Annotated in this window: 13 protein-coding genes and 1 tRNA gene; 4 read left to right on the top strand and 10 right to left on the bottom strand. The window is 65.7% G+C overall.

Annotated elements, in window-relative coordinates; translation table 11 throughout:
* Position 1: 1 nt before the first annotated feature.
* On the bottom strand, positions 2 to 400 hold the full coding sequence (locus ACSFDB_RS12765; RefSeq protein WP_440771363.1) for a DUF5830 family protein: 399 nt from the start codon (positions 398 to 400) through the stop codon (positions 2 to 4).
* Positions 401 to 515: 115 nt separating this feature from the next.
* On the opposite strand from ACSFDB_RS12765, the gene ACSFDB_RS12770 reads away from it, so the two are divergent.
* On the top strand, positions 516 to 1,265 hold the full coding sequence (locus ACSFDB_RS12770) for a TVP38/TMEM64 family protein (protein WP_440771364.1): 750 nt from the start codon (positions 516 to 518) through the stop codon (positions 1,263 to 1,265).
* A 40-nt stretch (positions 1,266 to 1,305) separates the two neighbouring features.
* On the opposite strand, the gene ACSFDB_RS12775 is transcribed toward ACSFDB_RS12770, so the two are convergent.
* On the bottom strand, positions 1,306 to 1,818 hold the full coding sequence (locus ACSFDB_RS12775; protein WP_440771365.1) for a response regulator: 513 nt from the start codon (positions 1,816 to 1,818) through the stop codon (positions 1,306 to 1,308).
* Between the two features lie 84 nt (positions 1,819 to 1,902).
* Positions 1,903 to 2,079: an HVO_2523 family zinc finger protein gene (locus ACSFDB_RS12780; RefSeq protein ID WP_440771366.1), complete on the bottom strand. Its 177-nt coding sequence runs from the start codon at positions 2,077 to 2,079 to the stop codon at positions 1,903 to 1,905.
* Positions 2,080 to 2,247: 168 nt separating this feature from the next.
* Between ACSFDB_RS12780 and ACSFDB_RS12785 the strand changes: the two genes are divergently transcribed.
* A complete protein-coding gene (locus ACSFDB_RS12785) occupies positions 2,248 to 3,555 on the top strand; it encodes an MFS transporter (RefSeq protein WP_440771367.1) in 1,308 nt (435 codons plus the stop codon).
* Positions 3,556 to 3,669: 114 nt separating this feature from the next.
* Here ACSFDB_RS12785 and ACSFDB_RS12790 read toward each other — a convergent pair whose 3' ends face one another.
* A complete protein-coding gene (locus ACSFDB_RS12790) occupies positions 3,670 to 6,786 on the bottom strand; it encodes an adenosylcobalamin-dependent ribonucleoside-diphosphate reductase (protein WP_440771368.1) in 3,117 nt (1,038 codons plus the stop codon).
* A 438-nt stretch (positions 6,787 to 7,224) separates the two neighbouring features.
* On the opposite strand from ACSFDB_RS12790, the gene ACSFDB_RS12795 reads away from it, so the two are divergent.
* The gene (locus tag ACSFDB_RS12795; RefSeq protein WP_027119225.1) at positions 7,225 to 7,407 is read left to right on the top strand and encodes a hypothetical protein; all 183 of its coding nucleotides are present in this window, start codon (positions 7,225 to 7,227) and stop codon (positions 7,405 to 7,407) included.
* A gap of 161 nt (positions 7,408 to 7,568) precedes the next feature.
* On the opposite strand, the gene trpG is transcribed toward ACSFDB_RS12795, so the two are convergent.
* Genes trpG through trpD form a run of 4 tightly spaced genes read right to left on the bottom strand, consistent with a single transcriptional unit; the run spans position 7,569 to position 11,568 of the window.
* Positions 7,569 to 8,219 (bottom strand): anthranilate synthase component II, encoded by a 651-nt coding sequence (trpG, locus tag ACSFDB_RS12800; protein WP_440771369.1) that lies wholly within the window; start codon positions 8,217 to 8,219, stop codon positions 7,569 to 7,571.
* The gene (trpE, locus tag ACSFDB_RS12805; protein ID WP_440771370.1) at positions 8,216 to 9,892 is read right to left on the bottom strand and encodes an anthranilate synthase component I; all 1,677 of its coding nucleotides are present in this window, start codon (positions 9,890 to 9,892) and stop codon (positions 8,216 to 8,218) included. The genes trpG and trpE overlap by 4 nt, the downstream gene beginning before the upstream one ends.
* A gap of 15 nt (positions 9,893 to 9,907) precedes the next feature.
* On the bottom strand, positions 9,908 to 10,558 hold the full coding sequence (locus tag ACSFDB_RS12810; RefSeq protein WP_440771371.1) for a phosphoribosylanthranilate isomerase: 651 nt from the start codon (positions 10,556 to 10,558) through the stop codon (positions 9,908 to 9,910).
* Positions 10,555 to 11,568 carry an anthranilate phosphoribosyltransferase gene (gene trpD, locus ACSFDB_RS12815; RefSeq protein ID WP_440771372.1) on the bottom strand — a complete coding sequence of 338 codons (1,014 nt, stop codon included), beginning with the start codon at positions 11,566 to 11,568 and terminating at the stop codon, positions 10,555 to 10,557. The genes ACSFDB_RS12810 and trpD overlap by 4 nt, the downstream gene beginning before the upstream one ends.
* 183 nt (positions 11,569 to 11,751) lie before the next feature.
* Between trpD and ACSFDB_RS12820 the strand changes: the two genes are divergently transcribed.
* A tRNA-Val gene (locus tag ACSFDB_RS12820) sits at positions 11,752 to 11,826 on the top strand.
* A gap of 278 nt (positions 11,827 to 12,104) precedes the next feature.
* Here the strand turns inward: ACSFDB_RS12820 and ACSFDB_RS12825 are convergent.
* Together ACSFDB_RS12825 and ACSFDB_RS12830 are read right to left on the bottom strand one after the other, a co-directional pair.
* Positions 12,105 to 12,449, bottom strand: a complete 345-nt coding sequence (locus ACSFDB_RS12825; protein WP_440771373.1) for a DUF7853 family protein — start codon at positions 12,447 to 12,449, stop codon at positions 12,105 to 12,107.
* 187 nt (positions 12,450 to 12,636) lie between these two features.
* Entirely contained in the window at positions 12,637 to 14,082 is a 1,446-nt protein-coding gene (locus ACSFDB_RS12830) for an MATE family efflux transporter (RefSeq protein ID WP_440771374.1), read from the bottom strand.
* Positions 14,083 to 14,124 lie beyond the last annotated feature (42 nt).

Genomic DNA, 14,124 nt, shown 5'->3' on the forward strand with positions numbered 1-14,124 from the left:
CTCAGTCCTCTCGGCCAGTCACCTTCCGAATGCACGAGGAGCCGAAGGGCCCCAGTTCGCCGGCGTCGAGATCGATGAAGTAGCCCGTCGAGACGCCGGTCCCGCAGCGCTGGCAGGAGAAGTCGCCCTCTTTCGTGATTACGTCCTGCTCGAACCGAACGTACTGGCGGCTCTTCGGGCGGATGATGCCGTCCTCGCGCTCGACGATGCCGCGGAGTTCCGCCTCGTCGAGGATCGTTCGCGTCACCGTCGGATCGGTCGTCACCGTCTCGATCCGGTCGACGACCTCGGGCAGGGGAAGCGACTCGTGCTCAAGGCGCTCGAGTAGCGCCAAGCCGAGCGCGACCCGGTCGTCGCTCACGCCGGCGGCCGTGTCGGGTCCGGTCTCGTCGCGATCCATCGATGAGTGCTGTCGGCCGCGAGCGAATAAACGTTGCGTCGTCCGCCATCGACCGCAACCGACGGCCACCCGTCGAGACACAAACGTTTCAACGCTCGACGAAAAACTGGAACCGATGACGCTGTCGTCGGTGAAACGCCGCGCGCTCGTCGGGGCGGTCGTGATCGGTGCGATCGTCGCGATGGGCGTGCTCGTCTCGCCGTCGACGGTGCTCGGGGCCGTCGAGTCGGTCTCGGCGGATCCCTATCTGTTCGGACTCGTCGTCGTCGGCCTCTATCTCGTGCGACCGCTGCTCGTCCTGCCGACGACGCCGTTGGCCGTCGTCGTCGGCTACGGCTACGGCGTCGCGCTCGGGATCCCGATCGCACTCGCCGGTGTCGTGGTGACCGTGATTCCCGTCTTCCTCGTCGCTCGCTGGTTCGCCGACACCGATACGAGTGCGTCGAGTACCACGCGTGCCGACTCCGTGCAAGCCTCGATCGAGGGCGCGTTCGGCTCGCTCCTCGAGCGGGCGGGGAGCGTCGTCGCCCGGTATTATGATACCGCGGGCCCGACCCGTGGCGTCGTCGTCTCTCGATTAGCGCCGATTCCCTCGGACGTCTCGACGTGTGCGGCGGCGGTCAGCGGCGTGCGACTCCGGCAGTTCGTGGTCGGGACGGTCGTCGGCGAACTCCCGTGGACGGTCGCCGGCGTCGTCGTCGGCGCGTCGGCCGCCACCGTCACCGCGGGCGGACTCGGCGAACTCGGCGTCACGCTCACCGTCGCCTGTCTCGTCGCCGCGTCGGTGCTGCTCGCCGGTCCGGCGTATCGCGTCGTTCGAACGCACAGGCAGACGGGGACTGCCGGTCGATCCGCGGAGAGCTAACTCGAGATTGGTTCGCAAACGCGTCTCATCGCTTCCCGCCTCACTCCTCGACCAGCGAGTCGCTCAGCTCCGTCAGATCCGACTCGAGTTGCCGATACGCCTCGGTCTCTTCTAACTCGTCTACCGACTGCTCGTCCTCGAGCGTCTCCATCTTGTTCGAGAGCGCGGCGAGTTCGCGGCGACCGTCGTTGCTGAACTTGGCCTGCACGCGAAGGTTCTCGATGATTCGGGTCAACTGGGTTCGCGTCACCGGTTTGGTCACGTAGTCGTCGATATCCAGTTCGACGATGTCGAGTCCGGGATCGACCGCTGTGACCATGATGACCCAGCAGTCGTGGCCCGCGGCTCGGATTCGTCCGAGAACCTCGTCCCCGGTGAGATCCGGCATGTGGCGGTCGAGCAGGACGACGTCGACCGCCGGACTCATCGCCTCGAGCGCCGATCGGCCGTCGTAGGCGGTCAGCACCTCGTACTCTCCATCGACCCACATCGCGTAGAGGTCGGCGAGTTCGCGCTCGTCGTCGACGACGAGGATCGTCGGTTGTGTAGACATACAGGTCGCTTGCTCGAGACCACAAGCCGTCGCCTTGTATCTGTACCGCGCAACTCACGCCCTGAGTCGGGTGCTGAGTCGCGATCACCGGAAGGGATCCGAGCAATCGATAATGGGGCCGTGTTGCGGACAGACGTACTTGCAGTGGCGCTTGTACAGCGGTTCCCCGCAGTGCGGACAGGTCGGTGCGCCGCTCGAGTCGACATTGGGCCCGTCCACCGCATTTGCCCCGTTCCCGTCTCCGTCGTCGTCGGCAGCCATAGCGCTCGATACTGCCCCGACCGTGCTAAGTGTGGTGCTCCCGGTCGAGGCGACCCGCTGTTCGACTCGCGGCCGACAGTGAGTGACTGTCCTCGAGCGAGAGAATCGCTATCGAACGCGCCGACCGAAATCGACCATTTATGAGGCGGCGCTCGAGTGTCCTCTCTAATGTCCCATCGGTGGCTGTACGCGTGGGCGCTCGGCTCCGTCGCATTCGGTGGCGTCTCGTTGATCGTCCCGCTCTACGTCGTCTCGCTCGGCGGCGATCCGTTCACACTCGGCGTGCTCGCCGCCGCAGCCGCGTTCGCCGGGGTTCCCGGCGCGCTGGCGTTCGGCGGGCTGGCGGATCGCACGGGCAAACGTCGCGGCTTCGTCGTCGCGGCACTCGGACTCGTCGCCGTGATGGCCGCTCTCGTCCCCCTTACACAGTCGATTCCGATAGTCGTCGGCGCGAACGCCGTCATCTGGTTCGCCTCCGCGGCGGCGTTGCCGATCCTGACTCTCCTCGCGGTTACGGACGTCCCCGACTCCCAGTGGAGCGCACAGATCGCCCGGCTCAATACCTACCAGGGAGTGGGCTGGGCGCTCGGACTCCTCGCGGGTGCTGTCTGGACCGCCGGCGCGGAACTGGTCCTCGACCCGCTGGCCGCCCAGCAAGGGTTCCTGCTCGCCTGCGCCGGCTGTGCCGGACTGAGCTGTGTGGCCGCAGTTCGGCTGTTGCCGCCGGATCCCCGGCCGGGCGAGGAGCCCTCGCCGCGGAAGCTTCGACGAGCGATTCGGCGCGCCGGCCGGTTCAACGTTCGGGGCGTCACGTTTCCGTTCTCCCCGGTGCGCGTCGATCCGCGAGACCTCCACCCCAGCAGACTGGCCCGTCGGTTCACGCCGGATCTCACCCTCTACTTCGGCGCGATCGTCCTCGTCTTCGCCGGCTCTGCGGTGTTTTTCGCCCCGCTCCCCGCGTTTCTGGGCGACGCGGGCTACGGCTCCGACGGCATCTTCGCGCTCTATCTGGTCTCGAGTATCGCGTCGGCGGTCTTCTTCGACCGCGTCGGTCGTCTCGCGACGAGACACGACGCCGAACTCGTCCAGATCGCCGGGCTCCTCGGCCGAGCGGTCGGACTCCCGCTCGTCGCCCTCGTCGGCATCGTCTTCGGCGCGACGACGATCGGTCTCGTCGGGACCGCGACCGTCTTCGTCCTGATCGGGCTCTCCTGGGCCGTCATCTCCGTGACGACGGGGACGATCGTCACCCAGCTCGCGCCCGCGGGAGTCCGCGGCGAGGCCCTCGGCGTCTACAGCGCGCTCATGGCGTTCGCCGGCGGGCTCGGGAGCCTCCTTGGCGGTTGGCTCGCGGCCTCGAGCTTCGGTCTCGCGTTCGCCGTCGCCGGCGGACTGGTGCTCTCCGGTGCCGGGCTGGTCGGCCTGTTGTGGCACCGAACGGCGACCGTTTCGGCGCTGGATCGATCGGCAGTCTGATCGGCACACGGACGGCTGCACTCGAGGGCCGTGCTACTGATTCGCTTGAGTCAAAAAAGATCGTTCGTGCGTCGTTCGAACCGTCACTGAGCCGTGAGTACCGTTGTTACCGGCTCAGCACTCCGACCAGCCACAGCTCTCGCACGTCTTGCAGCCTTCGGAGAAGTACAGCGACATCGAGCCGCAGTCGGGACACTCCGGCGACTCGCCGGCGTCGATGAGGTCCTGCGTGGCGTCGTCGTCGGCCTCGGTGCCGCCCTGTGCGGCCGCCGCGCCGCCGTCGGTCTGCGGGCCGTCGAACTCGACTTCGGTGTCCGCGTCGGCGGACTCCTCGAGCGTCTGCTGTTTCGGGTACGGCTTGTCGATCTCGTCGTCGAGATAGCGCCGCATCGCGGTGCCGATGGCGTCCGGAATCGACTGGATCTGCTCGCCTTTGTCCCAGGCGACTTTCGGACTGCGCGTGCCACAGAGTTCGTCGACGATCTCCTCGGGGTCGACGCCGGAGCGAAGCGAGGTCGAGATGACCTTCGCGAGCGCTTCGGTGAAGGAGTTGGTGAACCCGCCCGAGTGGCCGATGTTCGCGAACAGCTCGAACGGCTGGCCCGTCTCTGGATCCTCGTTGATCGTCACGTAGACCTTGCCGTAGCCGGTGTCGATGCGCTGGCTGACGCCCTGCAGCGCGTCGGGTCGCTCGCGCTTCTCGGTGAAGTCGACCGTGATTTGATCGTCGTCGAGCAGTCCGCCGACGTCCTCCTCGAGGACGTCTCGAACTTCGTCGCTCTCGAGGAACTGCTCGAGCCCGCCGAAGATCTCGTCGATCTGTTCGACGAGCGCCTGGGCGGCTTCGGTCTCGTCCGCGAAGTCGGCGTTGTCGGCGCGCGTGGTCAGCACCTGCTTCGAGCGGGTGCCGTCACGGTAGTAGGTGACGCCCTTGCCGCCGTTCTCGTAGACCCACTCGAAAACCTCCTTGGCGTCCTCGAGCGTGGAGTCGTTCGGGGCGTTGACCGTCTTCGAGATGGCGGAGTCGACGCCGGCCTGTGCGGCACACTGGACGGCGGCGTGCTGTTTCGCCGAGAGGTCGCTCGTGATGACGAACAGCTCGCCGATGGCGTCCGGAACGGTCGAGAGCCCTTCGACGCCTTCGAACTGGTTCGTGGCCATCTGCTCTTGGGCCTCCTCCTTGACGGCGTCGACGTCGATGCCGTTCTCCTCTAAGGTGCGCAGGAAGTAGTCGTCGAACTCGACCAACATCTCGTCGCCCTGAACGTCGTCGGTGACGTTCTTGTAGTAAGCGACGTTGTAGATCGGCTCGCAGCCGCCGGTCGTGTTGCCGACCATCGAGGTCGTGCCGGTCGGTGCGATGGTCGTCACGTTGTGGTTGCGGATCGGGAAGCCGTCGGCCCAGTCGTCGGCGTCCTCGCCGGTCTGGTGCTCGAACCACTCGCGGTACTCCGTCGGGGTAGCGTACTTCGAGTCGTCCCAGTCGGCGAAGGAGCCGCGCTCCGTCGCGAGGTCGTGGCTCGTCGCCTTCGCGCCGTGGTTGATGTGGGTCATCAGCTGGCGGGCGACCTCGTTGCCCTCGTCGCTGCCGTACTTGATGCCCAACTGGATGTACAGCTGTGCGAGACCCATGACGCCGAGACCGATCTTGCGCATGTCTCGGACCTTCTCCTCGATCTCCTCGACCGGGAAGTCGGACATGGTGACGACGTTCTCGAGGAATCGGGTGCCGTACTCGATTCGCTCGTCGAACTCGGCGTAGTCGATGGCCTCCTCGAGGAAGGCGTCGACGGCCTCGGCTTGCGTGTCGTACTCGTCTGCGTGTTGCTCGCTCCAGACGCGCCAGTCGGGCGCCTCCTGGTCGGCGAGCGTCGAGAGGTTGATGTGGCCGAGGTTACAGGCTTCGTGTTCCTCGAGTGGCTGTTCGCCACACGGGTTCGTCGCCAGAATGCGGTGGTCCGGCTCCGCTTCGACGTCGAAGGAGTGCTGTTTGTTCACTCGCTCGAGGTAGATGACGCCCGGCTCGCCGTTCTCGTGGGCGCCCTCGACGATGCGTTCGAAGATGAGTTCCGCGGGGATCGAAAGCGGCTCGCCGACCTCGACGTGCTCGCCGAGGTCGTAGCGGCCGTACATCTCCTTGGTCTCCTCGGTGGCGATGTGGGGCTCTTCGGTCCGCGGGTTGGTGAACGTGAACTCCTCGCCGTTCTGGACGGCCGCCATGAAGTCGTCGGTGACGCCGACGGAGATATTGAAATTAGAGAGATGGCCCTCGACGGCGTTGCGCAGGTGTTTGGGGACGCGACCGTCCTCGTCGATGAGGCTGCGCGATTCCTCGAGCGCTTCGGAGAAAGTAGTGTAGGTGTAGTCGTCGGGATCGTTCAGCCGGAGCGTGTGCGCCAGCGAGACGTCCTTGTTCTTCGCGTGGATGAACTCGATGACGTCCGGGTGGGAGACGCGCATGATGCCCATCTGGGCGCCGCGTCGGGTCCCGCCCTGTGCGATCGTCTCACAGAGCTGGTCGTAGGTCCGCATGAAGGTGATCGGCCCGGAGGCGATGCCGCCGGTCGAGCCGACGGAGTCGCCGAACGGCCGAAGCTGCCAGAAGCCGTAGCCGACGCCGCCGCCGGACTGGAAGACCTCCGCGGCCTTCTTGGCGGTCTCGTGGATGTCCGAGAGGTCGTCGTCGGGGCTCATGACGAAACAGGCCGAGAGCTGCTGGAGTTCGTCGCCGGCGTTCATCAGCGTCGGCGAGTTCGGCATAAAGGAGAGCTCCGACATGCCCTCGATGAACGTCTCCGCGACGTCCTCGACGTGTTCGCGTACCTCGTCGGGGAGTTCGGGGACGATGGTGTCGTAGGCGAACTTGTTGACGTTGCGCTCGGTGAGGACGGTTTCCGCGTCGTCCTTGGCCGTGGTTCCCTCACCGAACACTTCTTCGGCGAGTTCGTCGCGGCGCGGATGGCCTGGCTTGAGCTGGTCGGGCGTGACCGTGATCTCGAGGTCGCGTTTCTCGGCCTCGTAGACGGCTTCGGCCAGCGCGATGTTCGTGCCGACGCGCTCGAAGAGATCCTCCTGAGTCTCGGTGAGTTCGCCGTTGGCATCCTTCCGCAGATAGCGCGCGGGGAGGATGTTGTGGTAGGCGTTGTCGGTCATGCGCGCCTCGAGCGTGTCGCCGTCGGTGCGCTTGATCGGGAGTGTTAGTTCTTCCGCGGAGAGCTCCGATTCGCTCATGCGCGGGTCACCTCGAGGCGACCGCGCCGCGGGGTGGCGATTCTAGCGTGGGTCCGGGTCCTGCATTTCATCGTTCGTGACGAAGGTTCGGTAGTCATCGATACATCTTAAAACTGGGTGTTGTTGTCCTGCTTTTCTTGTATTAGGACAACTGTGGTTGTATAGACGTCTCTGTACGCTATGGTTTCGTCTCCGACCACGACGTTCGAAACGGCCGTGATCGGTGCTGTCTGGGACTACAACGCCGACGCTCTTAACGATTTTCAGACCGAACTGAAAGTAGCCGTGAGTGGGATAATCCACCCCTCTGTCCGGCGATTTTCAGTTTCAGAGCGGTGGTTACCGGCTCCATCGGCGTTCTCTTCCCGATGGTAGTCACGATCCGAATGTTGTCACGATATCCAGAAAGATTACGTCCCTGTAGTACGGGGAGTCGATATGGTCGAACCATCATCGATGGTCCTGCTCGTACTCGCGGGACTTGCTGCCGTCGCGGTCGCCATCATTGCGATCCGCATCGCGATCAAATTGGCAATCCGAGTCGGAATCGTCTCCGCCGTCGTCCTCGCCGGACTCTATACGGCCGGCGTGACGGACCTGTCGTTCCTTCCGTTCTTCTAACTCGCTCGAGAACTGATTTCACGACTGCTGATTCGTGAGGGGGCTGTCCCCCACTAGGATCGATTCCGCCGGGACGACGGCTGAAGCACCCGCTCCGGCCGACAGCTACCGCCGAGCGAACGAGAATTTTCGAACCGAGTCCGCAGGAATCGTCGAACAGCTCAGTTTTCCGCGACCGACTCGAGGAAGTTTTCGATCACGTCGTGACCGAGCGCCGTGAGCACGCTTTCCGGGTGGAACTGCACGGCCTCGATCGGATACTCACGGTGGCGCACACCCATGACGAGCGTCTCATCACCATGCTCGGCCGTCGCCGATACCTCGAAGCAGTCCGGAACCTCCGTTGCGACCAGCGAATGATACCTGCCTGCGCGGAACCCCTGCTCGAGGCCCGCGAAGACGCCCGCGCCGTCGTGGTCGACGGCCGAGGCCTTCCCGTGGATCGGGTCGGGTGCTCGGCCGACGCTGCCGCCGTACTCGTAGACGGCGGCTTCGAGACCCAGACAGACGCCGAGCGTCGGCACCTCCGGGCTCAGTTCCCGAAGAACCTCCATCGTGACGCCGACGTCGCGGTCGTTCTTCGGGTGTCCCGGACCGGGACTGATGATGATGGCGTCGGAGTCGACCGCGCGTATCTCCTCGAGCGACGCGGTGTTTTTCAGCACCTCGGTCTCGGTGCCAGCCTGCTGGCTGACGTACTCCACGAGGTTGTACGTAAAGGAGTCGTAGTTGTCGACGAACAGCACCGTCAGCGGCTCCGTTTCGCCACCTTCGTTCGCGTCCGTTGCGCGTTCGTCGCCCGTCGCGCTCATCGGCCCACCTCCGGGCTCTCGAGAGTGCCGTCTGCGACGCTCTCCTCGTCGTCGCCCGACTCCTCGATTGCCTCGAGGGCGGCGAGCACGCCGCCCATCTTCTTCTCGGTCTCCTCGTACTCCGATTCGGGGTCGCTGTCCGCGACCAGTCCGGCACCGGCACGGACCGTGATCCGGTCCCGGTCTCCTTCGTCTTCGACTGTGGCCGTCCGAATCACGATCGCGAAGTCCGCGTCGCCACACCACGAGTAGTAGCCGACGCCGCCGCCGTAGAGGCCGCGGGGTTCGGTCTCGAGGTCGTCGATGATCTCCATCGCCCGGATCTTCGGCGCGCCGGAGAGGGTGCCGGCGGGGAAGGAGGCGCGCGTCGCGTCGAAGGCGTCGGCGTCGCTCGCGAGGTCGCCGGTCACCGTCGACTCGATGTGCTGGACGTGGCTGTACTTGAGGACGTTCATGAACTCGTCGACGCGGACCGAGCCGGCGTCGGCGACCCGGCGCACGTCGTTGCGGGCCAGATCGACCAGCATCGTGTGCTCGGCGCGCTCCTTTTCGTCGGCCAGCATCTCGCCCGCGAGTCGCCGATCCTCGACGGGTCCCGTCCCGCGGTCGCAGGTGCCGGCGATCGGGTTCGACATGATCTCGGGGCCGCGAACGGAGACCAGCGTCTCCGGACTGGCGCCGACGACGGTCAGGTCGTCGTGCTCGAGCAGGTACATATAGGGCGAGGGGTTCACGTCCCGCATCGCCTCGTAGAAGCCGAGCGGATCGACGTCGCCGTACAGCTCTCGCGTTCGGGAGATGACGCCCTGGTAGATGTCGCCGTCGAGGACATGCTCTTTGGCCCGCTCGACGCTCTCCTCGTAGACGTCCTTGGCGCCCGCGACCTCGTCGGTCTTGGTGAACCCGCCCGTCTCGGGCGGCTCGGCCCCGCGCAGCGTAGCCGCGACCGCACTCGCTTCCTCGAGAAGTGCGTCGTAGACCGCGTCCGGGTCGTCGTCGGCCTCGAGGATCGGCGTACAGACCAGCGAGACCGTCCCGTCACGTTCGTCGAACGCGAGCGTCTTGGTCGTCAGGACGAACTGCGCGTCCGGGAACCGCGACTCGGGCCGTTCGAGGCCGACCTCCTCGAGCCAGAGGTCGTAGACCGCGTCGTAGGCGAGAAAGCCAACGAGTCCGCCGGTCAGGTGCTGGCGGTCGTGGTCGGGCGCGTTCGCAAATCGGACGTCCGGCATCGCCGCGCGAAGGGCGTCGACGGTGTCGCCGTCGTCGGTCGTTTCGACGAGATCGAGCGGCACGTCGTCCCGGAGCGCCTCGACGGTCGTTTCCTCGGGTTCGACCGTCACGACGGCGTCCGGATCGTAGCCGACGTAGGAGTAGCGCGCGTGGCGATCCGTCTGGGCCGAACTCGGTCGGAACGCGCCGTCCGGGTCGCTCGAGGCGGTCTTTTCCGCGCTCTCGAGCAGGAAGGCGTACGGCGACCGCTCCCGGTCGCTCGAGGGTGATCGGCCGGTGAGCACGGCGTAGGCTTCGAGGGGCGTCGTCTCGACGTCGAGCGTCGCGACGGTGCGAACGACCACCGGTCGGTCGTCGCGGTCGCCCGCGTGCTCGCGGAAGGTCTCGCGGTCGATGTCGAGCGTCGGCGTCGCGTCGGATGGGGGGTCTGGGTCACTCATGCTGAAATCGGTTGGTCAGAGCTCCGCCGGTCGGCGGGCGTTCGTGGCTCGGTCGATAAACGATCGGACGGCGTCGGGATCCTTGACGCCACCCTCTGCTTCGACCCCGCTGGCAACGTCGACGGCGAACGGTTCGACCGTCTGGACCGCGTCCTCGACATTCTCGGGGGTGAGCCCACCCGCGAGGATCAGCGGGGACTCGAGGTCGATGGCGGCCAGCCGCGTCTGGTCCCAGTCGTGGGTTTCACCGGTGCCGCCGCCGCCGTCTTCCCCCGGCGTGTCGACGATGAGGCCGTCGACCACGTCGTCGTAGGCTGCGGCCGTCTCGGCGTCGTCGGCGTCGACCGCGAGCAGGAGTTGGGCGTCGATCTTCGCGCGCAGGTACGCCAGATCTCCCGGTCGAATACTGCCGTAGTACTGGATCGCATCGGGTTCGATCTCCTCGACCAGTTCGATCGCCCGGTTCGGTCCGGACGGCATCGTCACGAGCACGGTCGTCACGAACGGCGGGGCCGCGGCGACGAGCGCTTTGGCTCGCTCGATGGAGACCTCGCGTGGCGTATCGACCGACACGTCACAGATAATCCCGAGGGCGTCGGCTCCGGCGTCGACGGCCGTCTCGAGGTCGGTCTCGCTAGTCAGGCCGCAGATCTTCACGCGAGTCATCGCTGGACCTGCTCCGTTCCCGCACAGAGTTGCTCGAATTTCGTCGCCGCCGACCCGGAGTCGATGGCCTCGCGCGCGGCGTCGGCACCTGCCTCGAGCGAGTCGGCCTCGCCGGCGACGTAGATCGCCGCGCCGGCGTTCGCGAGGATGACGTCCCGTTTGGCACCCGTCACCGTCCCCTCGACGATGCCGCGCATGTCGTCGGCGTTCGCTTCCGGCGAGCCACCCGAGATGGCCTCGATCTCGTGTTGCTCGAGACCGAGATCGGACGGCTCGAGGGTGTAAGACTCCACGTTGGAGCCAGTTACTTCCGCGGCGACGGTCTCCCCGTGGATCGCAATTTCGTCGGTGCCCGCGCCGTGGACGACCAGCGCGCGATCGACGTCCATCCGCGCGAGGGCGTCCGCGAGGACGGGGACGAGATCGGGGTCGTAGACGCCGACGACCTGTGCGTTCGCGCCGGCGGGGTTCGTCAACGGCCCGAGCACGTTGAACACCGTCCGCATCCCGAGTTCCTTGCGCGGGCCGATGACGGCCTTCATCGCGGGGTGGAAGACGGGCGCGAGCATGAAGCCGATCCCGTCGCGTTCGATCGCCTCCTCGACGGCCGGCGGTTCGGCCTCGACGTTGACGCCTGCGACCTCGAGGACGTCCGCGCTGCCCGAGGAAGAGGAAACGGAGTAGTTGCCGTGCTTGGCGACCGGAACGCCGGCGCCGGCGGTGACGATCGCGCTCGTCGTCGAGACGTTGATCGTGTCGTAGTCGTCCCCGCCCGTGCCGCAGGTGTCGACCAGCGGCTCTCGATCGGGGGAGATCGTTCGCGCCGCCTCGCGCATGCCTTCGGCGAAGCCGGCGATTTCGGCTTCCGTCTCGCCTTTCGCTCGCAGCGCGGCGAGCAGCGCGCCGATCTGTGCCTCCGTCGCCTCCTCGAAGACGGCCGTGGAGGCTGCTCGAGCCTCGTTCTGTGTGAGATCCTCCCCGTCAGTTACCCGTTCGACATACTCCTGCATAGTGAACACCAATGTACGTAGTTGTCTTACAATGTCCAAATCAGTACATCAACTTAAGCGTATCGGCGGGGTGCGTGGGTGCGAGTCGCGTACGGCGGTCGATTCGAAACCTTCAATTACGGTGGTGGGCAATCAATGAGTGCAGACAAGGTGGCGACGGAGGCCACGCAAGCGAAACCAGGCGGGTTGGTGGTCTAGTCTGGTTATGACACCTCCTTGACATGGAGGAGGCCGGCAGTTCAAATCTGCCCCAACCCATTTTTCCAACGCAACAACGAGGAGCGAAGCGACGAGTCTGCGTTGGAAAAATTGTTACGGGGAGATTTGAACGAGACGAGTCGCAGCTCGCGGAGCGACCGAAGGGAGCGAGCAAGAACGTCTCGGCGTAGTTCAAATCTGCCTATTCTGTTTTACTGTGCTAACACCCGACTGAGTTGACGCATCCGGGTTCAGTAGTAGCAGCCGTACGAGATAGTGAACCGGTTCGAACTCGAGAGCGTGCCGCGAGTCGACGATACCGCTCGCTCGAGCACCCATCAGTCAGCCGAAAGCGTCGGTTCGCGCCCGTCGATGGCGCTCGAGACGTGGTGAAGGAGTGCTTCGAGCTGCGGCCGCTCGAGTTCCCACCACGTCGGGGAGTGATGGTACTCCGCGAGGATCGTCTGGATCGCGCCGAGCTGGGCCATCGTAAAGCGGGTCTGGCCCGCATCGAGCGCCTCGAACGCCTGGAACACCTCGACCGGCGGCGGATCAATGGTCGTCGGATCGGCCGCCGCGAGCTCTCGTTCGATGCGGTCGAGGAGGACGTGGTGGAGCGTCCACTGCTCCTCGAGCGGCAGCGATAGCGTAACGGACTGGGAATGTGCTGACTGTTCTGGCATGGGTACCGATCTCTCGTCGGTTAGACGTACCGTATGCTGTGGTCAATGTTAGCTCTTACCATGGGTAGTTCGTTCTCACTCCGATGGGCGATATTACGGCCGCATCGAATCACAACTCGATCGAAGGGGGGGTCGAACTTCTCTCGAAACGACCGATCCGCGAGCACACGGTCTCGAGCCCCAGACCTCAATCGTCCGCGACGGCCACATCCGGTCGGTACGTCTCGCTGATCGCCTTCCACTTGTCGGTGCGGAATCGCCAGTAGTTGATCGCGGCGGGCACGCTGGTCTCCGCGACGAACGCGAGATACAGGCCCCAGTAGCCCAGCGCGGTCGTCGCACCGAGGTACGCCAGCGGGATGGAGACGAGGAACATCCCGATAAACTGGCTGACGAACGGGACTTTCGTGTCGCCGCTGGCGTCGAGGGGCCCGGCGGCGGCGCCCGCGACCCCCTGAAAGACGACCGCGACGCAGGAGGCGTAGACGAGGGCGACCGCGATCGGAATCTCGGGGCTCGTCGGATCGTCCGCGAAGAGGACGACGATCTGTTCGGCGAACAGCGCGATGAGCACCGCGCTGACGAGGTAGGTTGCCACGGCGAATCTGATAATGTCACGCCCGTAGGCCTCGGCCGTCTGCTCGTCGTTCTGCCCGAGCGCCTGGCCCACCAGACTCGAGGAGGCCAGCCCGAAACCCCAACCGGGCGTGTTCATGATCCCCCAGATGCGCCGGGCGATGACGAACGCGGCGACGGTGTTCTCCCCGAAGATGTCGAGGATGCCCAGCATCGGGAACTCCGCGACGGTCCAAACGAGGTTCCGGCCGCCGACGGGGAGTCCGATGGTGACGATATCGCGAAGCGTATCGTGATCGAGGTAGGTCCCTAGCGGATCGACCCGGATCGGCAGCGCGCCGATAATCGGGAGCCAGCCCGCACCGATGCCGACCGCGAACGTCGTGGTGACGGCGACGTTCGCGAGCACCGTTCCGAGCGCGGCGCCGGCGACGCCCCATCCGAGTTCGAAGATGAACAGGGCGCTCAGCCCGATGTTGATGATCGCGCCGCCGGCGCGGATCTGCATCGCGATGTAGGAGTCGTCCGCGCCGACGAGCGTCCGACTCCCGACGAGGTTGAGCCCCGCGAAGGGGATGCCGAGCGCGACGACCTGCAGGTACGTCGCGCCGTAGTCGATCGCCGATTCGTTGCTACTGAGCAGCGAGATGAACTCGTGGGAGTACAGCCAGAAACACGCTGCAACCGGGAGGCTGACCACGACGACGAGGAGCGTACTCGAGCGAACGGCCAGCCCCAACTCGTCGTAGGCGTCGGCCCCGAATCGCTGCGAAACGAGCGCGATGGTGCCGCCGGCGACGCCGCCGCCGATGGCGAACGCGAGCCCCCAGAACGGCCCCGCGAACCCGACGCCCGCGACGGCCGAGGTGCCGACCGCGACGCCGACCATCGCGACGTCGACGGCGCTCTTGGACATCCGCGCGATCCCGGTGACGATGCGGGGCCACGCGAGGACGGTCGTCTGGACGGCGCGCTCTCGATCGATTAGCCCGAGACGAGCGAGCGCGAGACCGATGTAGAGGATCGTCAAACGCAACGGGTTCGGAATCCGACTCACGGCAGTATCAGTCCATTATCGAATGCGTTCAAAGGGCTTCCG

This window comes from Natronorubrum amylolyticum, assembly GCF_052040145.1.
Classification (GTDB): Archaea; Halobacteriota; Halobacteria; order Halobacteriales; family Natrialbaceae; genus Natronorubrum.